The sequence below is a fragment of the Pseudomonas sp. LBUM1652 genome, from assembly GCF_059716105.1.
In genome coordinates this window covers 5,758,154-5,776,384 of record NZ_CP166804.1, presented here as the reverse complement: position 1 = coordinate 5,776,384, position 18,231 = coordinate 5,758,154, and the positions used below count along the sequence as shown (strand labels likewise).

The 18,231-nt window shown below is 59.6% G+C and carries 15 protein-coding genes; 9 read left to right on the top strand and 6 right to left on the bottom strand.

Annotated features, from left to right (window positions below; translation table 11 throughout):
• Positions 1-88: 88 nt before the first annotated feature.
• The gene (locus tag ACA069_RS26130; RefSeq protein WP_401268164.1) at positions 89-2,266 is read right to left on the bottom strand and encodes a malate synthase G; all 2,178 of its coding nucleotides are present in this window, start codon (positions 2,264-2,266) and stop codon (positions 89-91) included.
• 639 nt (positions 2,267-2,905) lie between these two features.
• Between ACA069_RS26130 and ACA069_RS26125 the strand changes: the two genes are divergently transcribed.
• Positions 2,906-3,424 (top strand): glycine cleavage system transcriptional repressor, encoded by a 519-nt coding sequence (locus ACA069_RS26125; RefSeq protein WP_187680780.1) that lies wholly within the window; start codon positions 2,906-2,908, stop codon positions 3,422-3,424.
• Between the two features lie 222 nt (positions 3,425-3,646).
• On the opposite strand, the gene rarD is transcribed toward ACA069_RS26125, so the two are convergent.
• The 5 genes from rarD to ACA069_RS26100 all read right to left on the bottom strand — a co-directional run bounded on the left by rarD (position 3,647) and on the right by ACA069_RS26100 (position 9,506).
• Positions 3,647-4,534 carry an EamA family transporter RarD gene (gene rarD / locus ACA069_RS26120; protein WP_187680781.1) on the bottom strand — a complete coding sequence of 296 codons (888 nt, stop codon included), beginning with the start codon at positions 4,532-4,534 and terminating at the stop codon, positions 3,647-3,649.
• Between the two features lie 161 nt (positions 4,535-4,695).
• Positions 4,696-5,670: a serine/threonine protein kinase gene (locus ACA069_RS26115; RefSeq protein WP_187680782.1), complete on the bottom strand. Its 975-nt coding sequence runs from the start codon at positions 5,668-5,670 to the stop codon at positions 4,696-4,698.
• Positions 5,671-5,836: 166 nt separating this feature from the next.
• Positions 5,837-7,738 (bottom strand): PhoX family protein, encoded by a 1,902-nt coding sequence (locus ACA069_RS26110; protein ID WP_497615483.1) that lies wholly within the window; start codon positions 7,736-7,738, stop codon positions 5,837-5,839.
• A gap of 70 nt (positions 7,739-7,808) precedes the next feature.
• Positions 7,809-8,573, bottom strand: a complete 765-nt coding sequence (locus ACA069_RS26105; RefSeq protein ID WP_497615482.1) for a TOBE domain-containing protein — start codon at positions 8,571-8,573, stop codon at positions 7,809-7,811.
• A 192-nt stretch (positions 8,574-8,765) separates the two neighbouring features.
• Positions 8,766-9,506, bottom strand: a complete 741-nt coding sequence (locus ACA069_RS26100) for a ComFC family protein (protein WP_489879378.1) — start codon at positions 9,504-9,506, stop codon at positions 8,766-8,768.
• Between the two features lie 91 nt (positions 9,507-9,597).
• Between ACA069_RS26100 and bioB the strand changes: the two genes are divergently transcribed.
• From bioB to ACA069_RS26060, 8 genes are all read left to right on the top strand, one after another.
• A complete protein-coding gene (gene bioB / locus ACA069_RS26095) occupies positions 9,598-10,653 on the top strand; it encodes a biotin synthase BioB (RefSeq protein ID WP_064388191.1) in 1,056 nt (351 codons plus the stop codon).
• Between the two features lie 138 nt (positions 10,654-10,791).
• A complete protein-coding gene (gene bioF, locus ACA069_RS26090; protein WP_401268156.1) occupies positions 10,792-11,970 on the top strand; it encodes an 8-amino-7-oxononanoate synthase in 1,179 nt (392 codons plus the stop codon).
• A complete protein-coding gene (locus ACA069_RS26085) occupies positions 11,963-12,694 on the top strand; it encodes an alpha/beta fold hydrolase (RefSeq protein ID WP_497615481.1) in 732 nt (243 codons plus the stop codon). The genes bioF and ACA069_RS26085 overlap by 8 nt, the downstream gene beginning before the upstream one ends.
• Positions 12,687-13,499, top strand: coding sequence for a malonyl-ACP O-methyltransferase BioC (gene bioC, locus ACA069_RS26080; protein WP_497615480.1), 813 nt, complete (start codon positions 12,687-12,689; stop codon positions 13,497-13,499). Before ACA069_RS26085 ends, bioC begins: the two co-directional genes overlap by 8 nt.
• The gene (gene bioD / locus ACA069_RS26075) at positions 13,496-14,176 is read left to right on the top strand and encodes a dethiobiotin synthase (protein ID WP_497615479.1); all 681 of its coding nucleotides are present in this window, start codon (positions 13,496-13,498) and stop codon (positions 14,174-14,176) included. The genes bioC and bioD overlap by 4 nt, the downstream gene beginning before the upstream one ends.
• A gap of 108 nt (positions 14,177-14,284) precedes the next feature.
• Positions 14,285-14,581, top strand: a complete 297-nt coding sequence (locus tag ACA069_RS26070; protein WP_187680790.1) for a pyrroloquinoline quinone biosynthesis protein PqqE — start codon at positions 14,285-14,287, stop codon at positions 14,579-14,581.
• Positions 14,582-14,858: 277 nt separating this feature from the next.
• A complete protein-coding gene (locus ACA069_RS26065; protein WP_187680791.1) occupies positions 14,859-16,664 on the top strand; it encodes a phenylacyl-CoA dehydrogenase in 1,806 nt (601 codons plus the stop codon).
• A gap of 222 nt (positions 16,665-16,886) precedes the next feature.
• Positions 16,887-18,176, top strand: coding sequence for a GGDEF domain-containing protein (locus tag ACA069_RS26060; protein ID WP_187680792.1), 1,290 nt, complete (start codon positions 16,887-16,889; stop codon positions 18,174-18,176).
• The last annotated feature ends 55 nt before the right edge of the window (positions 18,177-18,231 follow it).

Here is an 18,231-nt window from a genome sequence, read left to right as displayed (position 1 = left end):
AAGTCCTCCACAAATCCCCCACACCGCACAAACAAAAAAGTCCTGATCTCTCGATCAGGGCTTTTTCATGTCCGGCATCTACGCAAATTTACAGGCCGTTGGCAGCCTTGAACTCGCGACGACGACGGTGCAGCACCGGCTCGGTGTAACCGTTCGGCTGTTTGGTGCCTTCGATCACCAGTTCGACCGCCGCCTGGAAGGCGATGTTGCTGTCGAAGTTCGGTGCCAGCGGGCGGTACAGCGCGTCGTTGGCGTTCTGACGATCCACCACCGGCGCCATGCGCTTGAGGCTTTCCATCACTTGCGCTTCAGTCACGATGCCGTGGCGCAGCCAGTTGGCGATGTGCTGGCTGGAGATACGCAGCGTTGCGCGGTCTTCCATCAGGCCGACGTCATTGATGTCCGGCACTTTCGAGCAACCCACGCCCTGGTCGATCCAGCGCACCACGTAACCAAGAATGCCCTGGGCGTTGTTGTCCAGTTCGTTCTTGATCTGCTCCGGCGTCCAGTTCGGATTGACTGCCAGCGGGATGGTCAGGATGTCGTCCACCGAAGCGCGGGCACGTTTGGCCAGTTCGGCCTGACGGGCGAACACGTCAACCTTGTGGTAGTGCAACGCGTGCAGCGCGGCGGCGGTCGGCGATGGAACCCAAGCGGTGTTGGCACCGGCCAGTGGATGGGCGATTTTCTGTTCGAGCATCGCGGCCATCAGGTCGGGCATCGCCCACATGCCTTTACCGATTTGCGCACGACCTTGCAGGCCGGTGCTCAGACCGATATCGACGTTCCAGTTCTCGTAGGCGCCGATCCACTTCTCGGCCTTCATGTCGGCTTTGCGCACCATCGGGCCGGCTTCCATGGAGGTGTGGATTTCGTCGCCAGTACGGTCGAGGAAACCGGTGTTGATGAATACCACGCGCTCGCTGGCTGCCTTGATGCAGGCCTTGAGGTTGACCGTGGTGCGGCGCTCCTCGTCCATGATCCCGACTTTCAGCGTGTTGCGTTTCAGGCCCAGCACGTCTTCGATGCGGCCGAACAACTCGTTGGTGAACGCCGCTTCTTCCGGGCCGTGCATCTTCGGTTTAACGATGTAGACGGAACCGGTGCGGGTGTTCTTGCGCGAGGTGTTGCCGTTGAGGTTGTGCATGGCCGCGAGGCAAGTGATCAGACCGTCGAGGATGCCTTCCGGCACTTCGTTGCCTTGGCTGTCGAGGATCGCGTCGATGGTCATCAGGTGACCGACGTTGCGCACGAACAACAGCGAGCGACCATGCAGCGTCACTTCACCGCCATCGACTGTGGTGTAGCTGCGATCCGGGTTCATGGTGCGGGTGAAGGTCTTGCCGCCCTTGGCAACTTCTTCCGACAGATCGCCCTTCATCAGGCCGAGCCAGTTACGGTAGATCACCACCTTGTCGTCGGCATCGACGGCGGCGACGGAGTCTTCGCAGTCCATGATGGTGGTCAGCGCCGCTTCCATCAGGACGTCTTTGACGCCGGCTGCGTCGGTCTGGCCGACCGGGGTGCTGGCGTCGATCTGGATTTCGAAATGCAGACCGTTGTGTTTCAGCAGGACTGCGATTGGCGCGTTGGCGTCGCCCTGGAAACCGATCAACTGAGCGTCGTCGCGCAAGCCGCTGTTGCTGCCGCCCTTGAGGGTGACAATCAGTTTGCCGTCAGCAATTTTGTAGCCGGTGGAGTCGACGTGGGAGCCGGCGGCCAGTGGCGCGGCTTCGTCGAGGAAAGCGCGGGCGAAGGCGATGACTTTATCGCCGCGCACCTTGTTGTAGCCTTTGCCTTTCTCCGCGCCACCTTCTTCGCTGATCGCGTCGGTGCCGTAGAGGGCGTCGTACAACGAACCCCAGCGGGCGTTCGAGGCGTTGAGGGCAAAGCGAGCGTTCATCACCGGTACAACAAGTTGCGGGCCGGCGGTACGGGCGATTTCGTCATCGACGTTTTGCGTCGTTGCCTGGAAATCGGCCGCTTCTGGCAGCAGATAACCGATTTCTTGCAGGAAGGCTTTGTAGGCCACGGCGTCGTGTGACTGACCGGCACGGGACTGGTGCCAGCCGTCGATACGGGCCTGGAAGTCATCGCGTTTGGCGAGTAGGGCTTTGTTCTTCGGTGCCAGGTCGTGAATGACCTTGTCGGCACCTTCCCAGAATTTTTCGGCGGTGAGGCCGGTACCGGGAATGGCTTCGTTGTTCACGAAGTCGAACAGGACTTTGGCGACCTGCAGGCCACCGACTTGAACGTGTTCAGTCATTGCTTGCCTCACTCTGCTCAGCTATTTCGCTTTTCAGCTCTTCAATTTGACAATGAAGCCTCTGGCCATTTAAACCACAAACCTTCCGACCAGTACATGCCATTGCTGGCGGCTGGGCTGGGACCAATCAACGGCTTGGGGCCTTGATGACGGGGCTTTCAGGGTTGCGAACATGCCTTGGGCAGACATCGATTCAGCGTTATGTAGTGCGTGCCGAGGCATACTACATGATGAGTTGCGCTTGTGAAAATCAGACTAATTACGTCGTTCTGCGACCACATGACGCATTGCGGTCACAGCGCGGAACGGGATGTTCTCAAAAAACCATTGGATTGTTCCAGCTAAATATAAAAAGTTGTACACATAAATGCTGTGGGGCTGCTAAGGGATAGTCCGGGTGTACCCGCTTTTGTGGTGAGGGGATTCATCGGAATGCCGCACCACCCCGATCGGCTGCGCAGCAGTCGTGAAACCTGCCTGCACGGTGTATCTGCCAGAAAGCGGGGGGCGGCTTCGCCACCCATCGGGGATAAATCCCCTCGCCACAGGTATGCGCTCACTTGGAGCATTGCTGCTCAATTCCGGGGCTTGCCTATACTTGCCCTTCGATAACAAAAGTCATGACAAGAGGGCTGCGCCATGGACCATCTCGTACTCACCGTCTTCGCTCCGGACAAGCCCGGGCAGGTCGAGCGCATCGCCCAATGCATCGCCGAACATGGCGGTAACTGGCTGGAAAGCCGCATGTCGCGGATGGCCGGGCAGTTCGCCGGGATTCTTCGAGTGGGCGTACCGGCGGAGGCTTACGACGAATTAGTCGATTCCCTACAAGCGCTGTCGGCTCACGGCATTCGTGTGTTGATCGCTGAGAGCGGGATCGAGCAATCCTGCACCTGGAAACCGATCGCCATGGAGTTGGTGGGCAATGATCGTCCGGGAATTGTTCGCGACATCACTCGGCTGCTGAGCGAGCAGGGCGTCAACCTCGAACGGCTGATAACCGAAGTGCGCCCGGCACCGATGAGCAGCGAGCCGTTGTTCCACGCCGAAGCGATTCTCGCGGTGCCGTTGACGCTGTCACTGGATGTGCTGCAATCGCGCCTGGAAACTCTGGCCGATGATTTGATGGTGGAACTGGTGTTACGCACAGACGTTTGAGCGGAGTCAGGTTATCCAGTTTAAAGGTGAGCCTGCCTGTGGATAACCTGTAGAGACTGATCGCCAGCCCACGTCGGCCGTGGCTTTGCTTGAGTTGATCAAAAAACCGCCAACATTCAGTGACTTGCGCACAAACGGCGGGGATCACGCTGTGGATAACCTTGGGAAGGAACGATGCAGGCCACGAGAACCGTGGCCTGTGAGGGTTTGTACGTTTTTTGATCAGGTGCGGCGGCGTAAACTTATCCAAGCATCGACGCTGTACACGGCCAGACCGGCCCAGATAAACATGAACGCGATCAGCGTGCTCGACGACAAGTGCTCGCCGAACAGCAGCACCGCTTGCAACAACACCAGCGTCGGTGCGATGTATTGCAGGAAGCCGATGGTGGTATAGGGCAGGTGCCGGGTGGCGGCGTTGAAGCATACCAGCGGTACCAAAGTCACAGGGCCGGCCGCTACCAGCCACCAGGCTTGCGACGTTGTCCAGAATTCCGGTTGAGCGCTTGTCGCGGTCTGATTGAACAGCAACCAGGCGATGGCGATAGGCACCAGCATCCAGGTTTCCACCACCAGCCCTGGCAACGCCTTGACCGGCGCCTGCTTGCGGATCAAGCCATAGAAACCGAAGGTCAACGCCAGCACCAGCGACACCCACGGCAGACTGCCGACCTGCCACACCTGCTGCGCCACACCGACCGCCGCCAGCCCTACCGCGAGCCACTGCATACGCCGCAGACGCTCGCCAAGAATCATCATCCCCAGCAACACGTTCACCAGCGGGTTGATGTAGTAACCGAGGCTCGCTTCAAGCATGCGCCCGTTGTTCACCGACCACACATACGTCAGCCAGTTGGCGGCGATCAGCGTGCCGCTCAACGCCAGAATCGCCAGACGCTTGGGGTTGTCGAGCAATTCGCGCAACCAGCCCGGGTGCTTCCAAACCATCAACAGCAGCGCGCCAAACAGCGCCGACCACAGCACTCGATGGATGATGATCTCGACCGCCGGCACTTCGGCGATGGCTTTGAAGTAAATCGGGAACAGGCCCCAGATGATGTAGGCACTCAGACCCAGAATGTACCCGCGACGCGGGTTGGCGGCTTGCATGCAGAATCCTTGCTTAGGCAGCTAACAAAGCAGGGATTGTAAGGAGGTTGTATAGATGTGTCGTGTCAGAAAGGAAAAAGATCGCAGCCTTCGGCAGCTCCTACAGGGGAAATGTATTCCAGGGTAGGAGCTGCCGAAGGCTGCGATCTTTTGATCTTTAATCAGAAAAGTTTCAGTGGCTCTTCATTCAGTGCCGAAAGCTGCTCACGCAACGCCAGCACCTGATCGCCCCAGTAGCGCTCAGTCCCGAACCACGGAAAGCTGTGCGGGAACGCCGGGTCATCCCAGCGCCGCGCCAGCCAGGCGCTGTAGTGCATCAGGCGCAACGCGCGTAGCGGCTCGATCAGCGCCAGTTCGCGCGGATCGAAATCGTGGAATTCGTTGTAGCCGTCCATCAGTTCCGACAATTGCCCCATGCATTCCTGCCGGTCACCGGCGAGCATCATCCAGATGTCCTGCACCGCCGGGCCCATGCGGCAGTCATCGAGGTCGACGATGTGGAACATCTCGTCGCGGCACATCATGTTGCCGGGGTGGCAGTCGCCGTGCATACGGATGTTCTGGTGCGGTGTGGCGGCGTACACATCTTCCACGCGCTTGAGCAGGTCACGGGCGACGGACTCGTAGGCCGGCAGCAGGCTTTTGGGGATGAAGTTGCCTTCGAGCAAAGTGGTCAGCGAGGCATGGCCGAAGTTTTTCACGCCCAGCGCTTCACGGTGTTCGAAGGGCTTGGTCGCGCCGACCGCATGAATGCGCCCGAGCAACTGGCCGAGGCGATACAACTGATCAAGATTGCCCGGCTCCGGCGCCCGACCGCCACGGCGGGGAAACAGGGTAAAGCGGAAGCCGGCGTGCTCGTGCAGGGTTTCGCCGTTGTGGATCAGCGGCGCGACCACCGGGATCTCGACGTCGGCCAGTTCAAAGGTGAACTTGTGTTCTTCGAGGATGGCTTCGTTGGTCCAGCGCTGCGGACGATAGAACTTGGCGATCAGCGGTTCGGAGTCTTCGATGCCGACCTGATAGACGCGGTTTTCGTAGCTGTTGAGCGCCAGAATGCGCGCATCGCTCAGGAACCCGATGCTTTCAACGGCATCGAGTACAAGGTCTGGTGTAAGGGTTTCAAACGGGTGGGCCATGCTGACTCCTGCGCGCAGCAGGCTGCCGCGTCCGGCCCAGCATGGTAGCGCAGATGGCAGCGGGGAAGTTGGTTGGTGTCTTTGCTGACGCCATCGCTGGCAAGCCAGCTCCCACATTTGGAATGCGATCCCCTGTGGGAGCGAGCCTGCTCGCGAAAGCGGTTTATCAGGCGCCGACGATCCCGCCGTCCTCACGGGTAATCGCCATCACCGAAGACCGCGGCTTGCCATTCGGCAAATGCTCAGGGAAGGTCGACCCGCCGTTCTCTCCCGGATGCTGGATCCCGACAAACAACGTCTTCTGATCCGGCGAGAAGCTGATCCCGGTCACTTCACAACCAATCGGCCCGACCAAGAACCGGCGAATCTCCCCGGTCTTTGGATCGGCGCAGAGCATCTGGTTGTTACCCATCCCGGCGAAATCCCCGGCATTGCTCGAATCGCCGTCAGTGAGAATCCACAACCGGCCAGCCTTGTCGAAGCCCAGACCATCGGGGCTGTTGAACATGTTTTGCGGGGTGATATTCGACGAACCAGCCTTCGGCGTGCCGGCATGCACGCCCGGGTTGCCGGCGACCACGAACAAATCCCATGAGAACGTCTTCGACGCATGATCGTCGCGGTCGGTGCGCCAGCGCAGAATCTGCCCATAGACGTTCTTCGCGCGCGGGTTCGGCCCGCCCACCGGTTGGCCATCCTCGCCACGTTTGGCGTTGTTGGTCAGGGTGCAATAAACCTGGCCGTCTTTCGGACTGACCACGATCCATTCCGGGCGGTCCATGCGCGTGGCGCCAACGACACTGGCAGCGAGGCGCGCGTGGATCAGCACTTCGGCCTGATCGGCGAAACTGCTGCTGGCGTCGATGCCGTTCTTGCCGTGGGTCAGTTCGATCCACTGGCCCTGGCCTTTCGGGTGGTCGGGATTGCTGTCGCCGTTATCGAACTTCGCCACGTACAGCGTGCCGTGATCGAGGATGTCGCGGTTGGCTTTGGCGTTGCGGTGGTTGATGCGGTCGCGGCTGACGAACTTGTAGATGAACTCGCCACGCTCATCGTCGCCCATGTACACCACGGCGCGGCCGTCGTCGGTTTCGGCCAGAGCAGCGTTTTCATGTTTGAAGCGGCCCAGCGCGGTGCGTTTGACCGGGGTCGATTGCGGATCGAACGGGTCGATCTCGACCACCCAGCCGTGACGGTTGAGTTCGTTAGGGTTTTTGGCCATGTCGAAGCGCGGATCAAACGGATGCCAGTTGATCTCGCGGCTGGCGGCCGAGACGCCGTAGCGTTTCTGCGCCGGGTCGAACTGCTGCTGGGCGTTGCTGCTGCCGAAGCAGTCGGTGAAGTTCTCTTCGCAGGTCAGATACGTGCCCCACGGGGTTTTACCGTTGGCGCAGTTCTGGAACGTACCGAGGACTTTTTTGCCGTGCTTGTCGGCACTGGTTTTCATCAAGTCATGGCCAGCGGCCGGGCCACCGATGCGCAGCGGCGAATTGCCGTGGATGCGACGGTTGTAGCGCGAGCCCTGGACGAACTGCCACTGACCGTTTCTGCGCTGCACTTCAATCACCGACACGCCTTCGCAGGCCAGCGCCTTGCGCACGTCTTCGGCCGATTGCGGCATGCCGCCGTGCGGGTAGAGGTAGCGGTAGTTGGTGTATTCGTTGTTGATGGCCATCAACGCGCGGTTTCTGTCGTCGGGGAATTCGAACAGGCTCATACCGTCGTTGTTGTCGCCGAACTGCACTTCCTGTGCGGCAGCGGTGCCATTGCCGCTCGGGTCGAAAGCCGGGCCGTTCTTTTGCAACGGCTGGCCCCAACTGATCAACACCGAGGATTTGTAGCCCTTGGGCAGGCTGATGACGTCGGTGGTCGCCGCCGGAATGCTCTCAAAGCCGAGCAAACGGCTGTTGCCGGCGCTGACACCCGCAGCCAGTGCGCTGCGGGTCAGCAGGTTGCCACCGAGAAACATCGCCGCGCCGCACAGCGCGCCGGCGCTGATGAAACCGCGACGGCTGAGGCCGACCATTTTTTCCAGATCAGTGGATTGGTTTTCTTCTAATAGGCTCACATCAGGCTCCCTGCTAGGTTTTGGCAGCTACCTTAATGAGCGTCGATGACGCTTTCGTTGCAGGGGCAGATTAAAGCGGTGTGCCGATCAGCACGTTGGACGGCGAAAACTGCACCTGCACCGGTTGTTCGACGGTCAGCCCGCGAGTGCGCAAATCGATCGGCTCGGCCAGCGCGCAGAGGGTGTGGCCGTTGGGCAGGGAAATACGCACTTCGCTGGGGCCGTCTTCGGCGTCGAGAATCGCTTCGATGGTGCCCTTGAGAAGATTGTGTCCGGACGTTGCCGGTTGATCGCTGGCGAGCAATTCGAGCCAGCCGGCCTTGATCAGCGCCACCACTTCGGTGCCGGTTTGTAGCTCCAGATGCAGGGTGCTGTCGTGGGTGATCTGCGCGTCAAGGCACAGGCCCTCGGCCAGTTGCAGGCGAATCAGGTCATTGCGCCCCTGGCTTTCGATCGCCACGACTTTGCCGTGCAACTGGTTGCGCGCGCTTGTGCGCAGCATCAAACGACCGAGCAGATCGAGGTCGCTGGCATCTTCAGCCGCTTCCAGCACTTGGGCCTGCAAGGCTTGCAGCTTTTGATAGAGGCGCAACACCCGCTCGCCTTCGCTGGACAGTCTGGCGCCGCCACCACCCTTGCCGCCGACCGCACGTTCGACCAGCGGTTTCTGCGCGAGGTTGTTCAGCTCATCGATAGCGTCCCACGCCGCTTTGTAACTCAGGCCTGCGCTTTTCGCAGCACGGGTGATCGAGCCCTGTTCGGCGATATGTTGCAACAGGGCAATACGCTGCGGACGGCGGACGATGTGCTGGGACAACAGGGTGGGCAGGGACATGAATGGATGCTTTTTTTGCTGTGGCTGTGGGAGTTGAAGTTGGCCGCTTGCGACGCGCGAGTCAAGCCGGACAAAGATCCCTGTAGGAGTGAGCCTGCTCGCGATAGCGGTGGATCAGCCACCATGGATGTTGGCAGTGATGACGCTATCGCGAGCAGGCTCACTCCCACAGGGAGTTGCAGTGTTCTCAAGTCAGGTGGCATCACCCGGTTTTGGAGTGCGGGCCAGGCAATACACGTCGACTCTTGCAGCGCCCGCATCCCTTAGCAATCGAGCGAGAGCGCGGGTGGTCGCTCCAGTGGTCAGCACATCATCAATCAACGCCAGATGCCGGCCTTTGACGTCTGCATCCGGCGCCAGGGCGAAGGCACTACGCAGATTTTGCTTGCGCGCCTTGGCATCGAGTTCCTGCTGGGCGTTGGTGTCCTTGATTCTTCGCAGTACGTTTTCCTCGCACGGCAAATCCAACTGCCGGCTCAACCACCGCGCCAACATCGCCGCTTGATTGAACCCACGCTGACGCAGACGTTTGCTGGCCAGTGGCACCGGCAACAACATATCCGGGCGCGGCAAATCTTCATCGAAGCGATATAGCAGGTATTGTCCGAGAACGTCGGCGAGCAGGTGACCAAACGGCCATTTTGCGTTGTGTTTAAAACGCGTAATCAAACTGTCCACCGGGAAGCCATAAAGCCACGGCACGGCGACCTGTTCGAACGCCGGCGGCTCTAGCAGGCACTCGCCACAGGTCAGGCCCGCTGCGGGAAGTGGCAGGGCGCAGGTCTGACAGTGGTCGCCGAGCCAGGGCAATTCGGTTTCACAGGGGACGCAGATTGGCGTTTCTGCATCTACCGGTTCATCGCACAGCAAACAGGTCTGTACGTTTTTTAAACAGATGTAAACCTGTCCTTCGTATCGTGGTTGACAGCGCATGACTCTTCCTTAAATATGCCGAACATCCGTGTAGCGCCTGTGGGTATTCCGTTTACCCACACGCCAGCCAAGCATAACCAAGGAATTACCCATGAGCGCGAGCACCACCGCCACCCTGCGTCACGATTGGTCATTGGCCGAAGTCAAAGCACTCTTCGTACAGCCATTCAACGACTTGCTGTTTCAGGCTCAGACGGTGCACCGCGCCCATTTCAACGCCAACCGCGTTCAGGTTTCCACACTGCTATCGATCAAGACCGGCGCCTGCCCGGAAGACTGCAAATACTGTCCGCAGTCCGGTCACTACAACACTGGCCTGGAAAAAGAAAAGTTGATGGAAGTGCAGAAAGTCCTCGAAGAGGCTGCCCGCGCCAAAGCCATCGGCTCGACCCGTTTCTGCATGGGCGCGGCGTGGAAACATCCGTCGGCCAAAGACATGCCTTACGTGCTGAAGATGGTTGAAGGCGTGAAAGCCATGGGCCTGGAAACCTGCATGACCCTCGGACGTCTCGATCAGGACCAGACCGAAGCGCTGGCCAAGGCCGGTCTTGATTACTACAACCACAACCTCGACACCTCGCCTGAGTTCTACGGCAGCATCATCACCACCCGCACTTACAGCGAGCGCCTGCAAACCCTGGCCTACGTGCGTGAGTCGGGGATGAAGATCTGCTCCGGCGGCATTCTCGGCATGGGCGAGTCGCTCGATGACCGCGCCAATCTGCTGATCCAGTTGGCCAACCTGCCGGAGCATCCGGAATCGGTGCCGATCAACATGCTGGTGAAAGTCGCCGGTACGCCGCTGGAAAATGCCGAAGACATCGACCCGTTCGACTTCATCCGCATGCTCGCCGTGGCGCGCATCCTCATGCCGCAATCCCATGTGCGCCTGTCCGCCGGCCGCGAAGCGATGAACGAACAAATGCAAGCCCTGGCGTTTTTCGCCGGTGCCAACTCGATTTTCTACGGCGACAAGTTGCTGACCACCGCCAACCCGCAGGCGGACAAGGACATGCAACTGTTCGCGCGCCTGGGCATTCAACCGGAAGCCCGCGAAGAACATGCCGATGAGGTGCATCAGGCTGCCATCGAGCAGGCGTTGGTGGAGCAGAAGAGCAGCGAGCAGTTTTATAACGCCGCGGTGTGAATTTTTTGATGCGATACAAACCCCTGTAGGAGCTGCCGCAGGCTGCGATCTTTTGATTTGGTTTTAAAAACCAAAGTCAAAAGATCGCAGCCTGCGGCAGCTCCTACAGGAGGATATTTTTCAAATTGTGAGGCCTGCATGTCTTTCGATCTCGCCGCACGCCTTGCTGCCCGCCGTGCCGAAAATCTCTACCGGCAGCGACCGCTGCTCGAATCCCCCCAAGGACCTGAAGTAGTGGTCGACGGTCAGCCGTTGCTGGCGTTCTGCAATAACGACTACCTGGGCCTGGCCAATCACCCGCAAGTCATCGAAGCCTGGCGCGCCGGAGCCGAACGCTGGGGTGTGGGTGGTGGTGCGTCGCATCTGGTGATCGGCCACAGCGGCCCGCATCACGCCTTGGAAGAAGCGCTGGCCGATCTCACCGGTCGCCCGCGTGCGCTGCTGTTTACCACCGGTTACATGGCCAACCTCGGCGCGGTCACTGCGCTGGTCGGGCAGGGCGACACGGTGCTGGAAGACCGGCTCAATCATGCCTCGTTGCTGGATGCCGGGTTGTTGTCCGGCGCACGCTTCAATCGTTACCTGCACAACGATGCCGACAGTCTGGCCAAGCGTCTTGAGAAAGCTACCGGCAATACATTAGTAGTCACCGACGGCGTGTTCAGCATGGACGGCGATATTGCCGATTTGCCGGCGCTGGCCCGTGAGGCCAAGGCCAAAGGCGCGTGGCTGATGGTCGACGATGCCCATGGTTTCGGCCCGCTGGGCGCCAATGGCGGCGGCATCGTCGAGCACTTCGGCTTGAGCCAGGACGATGTGCCGGTGCTGGTCGGCACCCTCGGCAAAGCCTTCGGCACGGCCGGCGCGTTTGTCGCCGGCAGTGAAGAGCTGATCGAAAGCCTGATCCAGTTCGCTCGGCCCTACATCTACACCACCAGCCAGCCGCCGGCACTGGCCTGCGCAACGCTGAAAAGCCTTGAGTTGCTGCGCGGCGAACATTGGCGACGCGAGCATTTGCAGACGTTGATCCGGCAGTTCCGCCACGGCGCCGAACAGATCGGTCTGGAGCTGATGGACAGCTTCACGCCGATCCAGCCGATCATGATCGGCGACGCTGGTCGCGCGGTGCGTCTGTCGCAAATGCTGCGTGAGCGTGGGCTGATGGTCACTGCAATCCGTCCGCCGACCGTACCCGCCGGCAGTGCGCGACTGCGGGTGACCCTGACCGCCGCCCACAGCGAGGCGCAGGTACAGCTATTGTTGGAAGGACTGGCCGATTGCTTTGCCCAACTGTCGTCGGAGCCAAGCCATGCGTGATCGCCTGATTCTGCTGCCCGGCTGGGGCCTCGGTGTTTCGCCGATGGAACCCTTGGCCGCCGCATTGCAAGGCCTCGACGAACACCTGCATGTCGAGATAGAGCCGTTGCCGGAGCTCGATTCCAGTGACCTGCGAGACTGGCTCGATGAACTTGACGAGCGCATTCCTCAAGACGTCTGGCTCGGTGGCTGGTCGCTGGGCGGCATGCTCGCCTCCGAACTGGCGTCGCGCCGTGGCGAACGTTGCTGTGGGTTGCTGACGCTGGCGAGCAATCCTTCTTTTGTCGCTCATGAGCAGTGGTCGAGCGCGATGCCTGGCGAGACTTTCGATGCGTTTCTCGCCGGTTGCACTGCCGATCCACGGCTGACCCTCAAACGGTTTTCGCTGCTGTGTGCCCAAGGCGCGCAAGACCCGCGTGGCTTGTCACGGCTGTTACTTGGCGCTGCTCCCAGTGCGGCGCCGGCAACACTGATGGCCGGGCTGGAGCTGCTCGCGCAACTGGACACGCGCGAAGCCCTGCAGGCGTTTCGCGGCCCGCAGTTGCATCTGTTCGCCGGGCAGGACGGATTGGTGCCGGCAGAGGCGGCGGGCGAATTGTTCGCCCTATTGCCGGATATCGAAATTGGTCTGATCGAACAGGCCAGCCATGCGTTTCTTCTGGAAGACCCCCATGGAGTGGCGGGTGCAATCCAGGCTTTTTTACATGAGTGCGGTGATGACTGATTTGTCCCTTGTTGCGCTGCCCGGTGGCTTGCCTGACAAGCGCCAGGTCGCGGCCTCTTTCTCCCGCGCGGCGGCCAGCTACGACAGTGTCGCCGAGTTGCAACGTGATGTCGGTACACAGTTGCTGCAGCGCTTGCCGATGGATTTTGTACCGGCGCGTTGGCTGGATATGGGTTGCGGCACCGGTTATTTCACTCGCACATTGGCCGAGCATTTTGCCGATGGACAAGGGCTGGCGCTGGATATCGCCGAGGGCATGCTTGACCACGCCCGTCCGTTGGGCGGCGCTGAGCATTTCATCGCCGGTGATGCGGAACGTCTGCCGTTGCAGGATTCGACCTGCGATTTGATCTTCTCTAGCTTGGCGGTGCAGTGGTGTGCGGATTTTGATGCGGTGCTCAGCGAAGCTTTTCGCGTGCTGAAACCGGGCGGTGTTTTCGCGTTTGCTAGTCTTTGTGTTGGAACGTTGTACGAATTGCGTGACAGCTGGCGTCAGGTCGATGGCCTGGTACACGTCAACCGCTTCCGCGAGTTCGCCCGTTATGAACAGTTGTGTGCGGCCAGTGGTTTGCGCACAGTGAGTCTGGAGAAGCAGGCGCATGTGCTGCATTACCACGATGTGCGCAGTCTGACCCATGAATTGAAGGCATTGGGTGCGCACAATCTGAACCCCGGGCGCCCGGGTGGATTGACCGGGCGGGCGCGGATTCTGGGACTGGTCGAGGCTTACGAGCAATTCCGTCAGGCACAGGGACTGCCGGCGACTTATCAAGTGGTTTATGCCGTGTTGGAGAAACCCGTATGAGCGCAGCCTATTTCATCACCGGAACGGACACCGACGTCGGCAAAACCACCGTCGCTGCTGGATTACTGCACGCGGCGCGCTCGGCAGGCTTGAGTACAGCGGCGGGCAAACCGGTCGCCTCCGGTTGCGAAGTCACGCCCAAGGGTTTGCGTAACGCCGATGCGTTGGCGCTGTTGGCCGAGTGCTCATTGTCACTGAGTTATCAGCAGGTCAATCCGGTTGCGTTCGAACCGGCGATTGCGCCGCATCTGGCGGCGCGCGAGGCGGGTGTCGCGCTGACGGTGCAATCGTTGTTGGCGCCGATGCGCGAGATTCTGGCGATGAATGCCGATTTCACTTTGATCGAAGGCGCGGGTGGCTGGCGGGTGCCGCTGGCGGATCAGGATAATCTTTCGGATCTGGCCATTGCGCTGAAGCTGCCGGTGATTCTGGTGGTCGGCGTGCGGTTGGGTTGCATCAGTCATGCGCTGCTGACGGCCGAGGCGATTGCCCGGGATGGCCTGCAACTGGCGGGTTGGGTGGCGAATATCATCGATCCGAAGACATCGCGACTGGAGGAAAACCTGGCAACACTGGCCGAGCGGATTCCGGCGCCGTGCCTGGGGCGGGTGCCGAAATTGAAAGCGATGAGCGCTGAGGCCGTGGCTGAACATTTGCAACTGGATCTGCTCGACTAAGCTTTTAACTATGAACAGGCACTGTGCCATTAGTGTTTTTGACGGGTGTTTTTCTGGCGCCTCTTGTTCAATGGCGGCAATTGATCCTTCCCAAGGATGAGAACTGTTATGGAAATCTCCGGTAACACAGCTTTTTATGCGGGTTTGAGCTCCATTCAGACCGGGCAGAATCGCGTCGATCAGGCAGCCAGCCAGATCGCCAATAACACCATCGAACGTTCAGTCACCAGCCAGTCTTCCGAAGTACAGGTTGATCGTCTGCGTGGCGTGGATCGCAGCCAGCAGTCAGATTTGGCCAGTAACATGGTCGAGATGTCTCAGGGCAAGATTCAGGCAGAGCTGGGTGTGAAAGTCGCCAAAGCATCCGATGAAATGCTTGGCACGATTATCGACACGTTCGCCTGATTTTTTAAGCTCCGTGCATGTTAAACGCCGCGCCTTGTCGCGGCGTTTTTCGTTCTAAGTCCTTCTCTCTCAACTAATCTTTATTTATCGCCCCGTGGCTCGTTCGAGCCCATGGCGGTTTGTTGTGTCCGGCGTTTGAAAAATGCGATGACGAACGGCAAAAGATCGACGCTTGACAAGATTTCGGCGTAAACGTATGTTTCAAACAACTGTTTGACCGTCACAACAAATCAACACGGTCGTTCATTCCCGGTTACATCAGCAGAGGTTTATCGCTATGCCTGACTACAAGGCCCCCTTGCGTGATATTCGCTTCGTTCGTGACGAACTGCTCGGCTACGAAGCGCACTATCAGAGCCTCCCGGCTTGCGCAGACGCAACTCCGGACATGGTTGACGCCATTCTCGAAGAAGGCGCCAAGTTTTGTGAGCAGGTACTGGCGCCGCTGAACCGCGTGGGCGACATCGAAGGGTGCACCTGGAGCGAGTCCGGCGTGAAAACCCCGACTGGCTTCAAAGAGGCTTACAAGCAATTCGTTGAAGGCGGCTGGCCAAGCCTTGCCCATGACGTCGAGCACGGCGGTCAAGGTCTGCCTGAGTCGCTGGGTCTGGCGGTCAGCGAAATGGTTGGCGAAGCCAACTGGTCGTGGGGCATGTACCCAGGCCTGTCGCACGGCGCGATGAACACCATTTCCGAGCACGGCACCCCTGAGCAGCAAGAAGCCTATCTGACCAAACTGGTTTCCGGCGAGTGGACCGGCACCATGTGCCTGACCGAACCGCACTGCGGCACCGACCTGGGCATGCTGCGCACCAAGGCCGAACCTCAGGCCGACGGTTCCTACAAAGTTTCCGGCACCAAGATCTTCATCTCGGCCGGTGAACACGACATGGCCGACAACATCGTCCACATCGTACTGGCCCGCCTGCCGGACGCACCGGCTGGCACCAAAGGCATTTCCCTGTTCATCGTTCCAAAGTTCATGCCGAATGCCGATGGTACCGTTGGTGCGCGCAATGCTGTGACCTGCGGTTCGCTGGAACACAAGATGGGCATCCACGGCAACGCTACTTGCGTTATGAACTTCGACGGCGCCACCGGTTACCTGATCGGCCCGGCGAACAAAGGTCTGAACTGCATGTTCACCTTTATGAACACCGCACGTCTGGGCACCGCGCTGCAAGGTCTGGCCCACGCCGAAATCGGCTTCCAGGGCGGCCTGAAATACGCTCGCGATCGTCTGCAAATGCGCTCCCTGACTGGCCCGAAAGCGCCGGACAAAGCCGCTGACCCGATCATCGTGCACCCTGACGTACGCCGCATGCTGTTGACCATGAAGGCATTCGCCGAAGGCAACCGTGCGATGGTGTACTTCACCGCCAAACAGGTCGATATCGTCAAATACGGCGTGGACGAAGAAGAGAAGAAGAAAGCCGACGCACTGCTGGCCTTCATGACTCCAATCGCCAAAGCGTTCATGACCGAAGTCGGTTTCGAAGCCGCCAACCACGGCGTACAGATCTACGGCGGCCACGGCTTCATCGCCGAGTGGGGCATGGAGCAGAACGTCCGCGACAGTCGCATTTCGATGCTGTACGAAGGCACCACCGGCATTCAGGCACTCGACCTGCTTGGCCGTAAGGTGTTGATGACTCAAGGCGAGGCTCTGAAAGGCTTCACCAAGATCGTCCACAAGTTCTGCCAGACCAACGAAGGCAACGAAGCCGTCCAGGAATTCGTTACTCCGCTGGCTGCACTGAACAAAGAATGGGGCGAGCTGACCATGAAGGTCGGTATGGCTGCCATGAAAGATCGCGAAGAAGTCGGCGCGGCCTCCGTGGACTACCTGATGTACTCCGGTTACGCCTGCCTGGCCTACTTCTGGGCCGACATGGCGCGTCTGGCAGCCGAGAAGCTGGCAGAAGGCACTGGCGATGCGGCGTTCTACACCGCCAAGCTGCAAACCGCGCGCTTCTACTTCCAGCGCATCCTGCCGCGTACCCGTACACACGTGGCAACCATGCTGTCGGGCGCCAACAACCTGATGGACATGAAAGAAGAAGACTTCGCACTGGGCTACTAAGTCCCAGGGATGTTTTCACAGCCGCTGTTCCTTCGGGGACAGCGGCTTTTTCATGCCTGATGAAATATTGTTTAAGCGATGAAAATTCCCCACTAAAACGCTAAGAAAAGCGGTTTTCCTGCCGTTAAAGAGGCTTCGATGTGACGCACGTCACACCGCATGTGCTTAACTGCTCAAAATGCAGGCACAATGCCATCTTTTGCCGGGTCGGAGTCCTACCCCTTGCCGCGTTCTTCCGCTGTACGTTTCAGCCATTTCATACCTTCACTGCTGTTGTTGCTCGCGGGGTTGGCGGCTGCGTACGTCAAAGACCTCAACGTGTTTTTCACGTCCCTGTTTAACGTACTGCCCACTCTGGTGTTGTTGTTGGGCGGTGCTTACTGCGCGGTTTACCGACGTCAGCGTGAGCTGTTTCTGATGCTCACGGTGTACATCGCCTACTTTCTGCTCGATACCCAGACCGACTATTACCGCGACAACGGCAAAGTGCGCGAAGACGCCGCCGTGGTGTTCCATCTCGTCTGTCTGCTGCTGCCGTTGTTATTCGGGTTATTCGCCGCGTGGCAGGAGCGCACCCACCTGTTTCAGGACATGGTCGCCCGGTTCGCCGTGCTGCTGGCGTTCGGCAGCGTGGCGCTGGGGCTTGAGCAAAGTTACCCACAGGCGCTGCTGATGTGGCTTTCGGAGATCCGCTGGCCGGCGCTGCACGGCGCGTGGATGAGCCTGATCCAGTTGTCTTATCCCGTTTTTATCTCGGCATTCCTGCTGTTGGCGTGGCAATACTGGCGCAACCCGCGTCCGTTGCACGCGGCGCAATTGGTCGGGTTGCTCGGCGTGTTCTGGATGCTGCCGAAAACCTTCATCCTGCCGTTTACCCTGAACATCATGTGCAGCCAGGTGATGTTGATGATCGCCGCCGCCGTTGCACACGAGGCTTATCAAATGGCCTTCCGCGACGAACTCACCGGTCTGCCGGGACGTCGCGCGCTCAACGAACGTATGCAGCGTCTGGGCCGCAACTATGTGCTGGCGATGAGTGATGTCGATCACTTCAAGAAATTCAACGACACCCACGGCCACGATGTCGGTGACCAGGTGCTGCGTCTGGTCGCCAGCAAACTCTCCAAAATCAGTGGAGGCGGTAGGGCGTATCGCTATGGCGGTGAGGAATTCGCCCTGGTGTTTGCAGGCAAAACCCTTGAGGAGTGCATGCCGCACTTGGAGGTAATCCGCGAGTCGATCGCGTCCTACAACATTCAACTGCGCAACCAGGAAAACCGCCCGCAGGACGATCAGCAAGGTCGTCAGCGTCGCGCAGGTTCCGGTGCTTCCAGCGTTTCGGTCACTGTCAGTATCGGCGTCGCCGAACGGATAGAGCAGCGCAACCCCGAACAAGTCCTCAAGTCCGCGGACGAGGCGCTCTACAGCGCCAAGGGCGCGGGGCGTAACTGCGTGGTGGCGTTCGGGCAAAACCGCCGTGGCGCGGTGCGCATGGACTCCGCCGCAGGTTGAGTGATGACGGCGCATTCAGCGTCTGGACAGTGATTGTGGGGCGTGGTGCCCGGCA

Coding starts and splice junctions, on each gene's coding strand:
- bioC (WP_497615480.1), top strand. CDS start 12,687: ATGACTGATTTGTCCCTTGTTGCGCTGCCCGGTGGCTTGCCTGACAAG.
- ACA069_RS26115 (WP_187680782.1), bottom strand. CDS start 5,670: ATGGCCCACCCGTTTGAAACCCTTACACCAGACCTTGTACTCGATGCC.
- rarD (WP_187680781.1), bottom strand. CDS start 4,534: ATGCAAGCCGCCAACCCGCGTCGCGGGTACATTCTGGGTCTGAGTGCC.
- ACA069_RS26130 (WP_401268164.1), bottom strand. CDS start 2,266: ATGACTGAACACGTTCAAGTCGGTGGCCTGCAGGTCGCCAAAGTCCTG.
- ACA069_RS26085 (WP_497615481.1), top strand. CDS start 11,963: ATGCGTGATCGCCTGATTCTGCTGCCCGGCTGGGGCCTCGGTGTTTCG.
- ACA069_RS26100 (WP_489879378.1), bottom strand. CDS start 9,506: ATGCGCTGTCAACCACGATACGAAGGACAGGTTTACATCTGTTTAAAA.
- bioD (WP_497615479.1), top strand. CDS start 13,496: ATGAGCGCAGCCTATTTCATCACCGGAACGGACACCGACGTCGGCAAA.
- bioF (WP_401268156.1), top strand. CDS start 10,792: ATGTCTTTCGATCTCGCCGCACGCCTTGCTGCCCGCCGTGCCGAAAAT.
- ACA069_RS26070 (WP_187680790.1), top strand. CDS start 14,285: ATGGAAATCTCCGGTAACACAGCTTTTTATGCGGGTTTGAGCTCCATT.
- ACA069_RS26105 (WP_497615482.1), bottom strand. CDS start 8,573: ATGTCCCTGCCCACCCTGTTGTCCCAGCACATCGTCCGCCGTCCGCAG.
- ACA069_RS26065 (WP_187680791.1), top strand. CDS start 14,859: ATGCCTGACTACAAGGCCCCCTTGCGTGATATTCGCTTCGTTCGTGAC.
- bioB (WP_064388191.1), top strand. CDS start 9,598: ATGAGCGCGAGCACCACCGCCACCCTGCGTCACGATTGGTCATTGGCC.
- ACA069_RS26125 (WP_187680780.1), top strand. CDS start 2,906: ATGGACCATCTCGTACTCACCGTCTTCGCTCCGGACAAGCCCGGGCAG.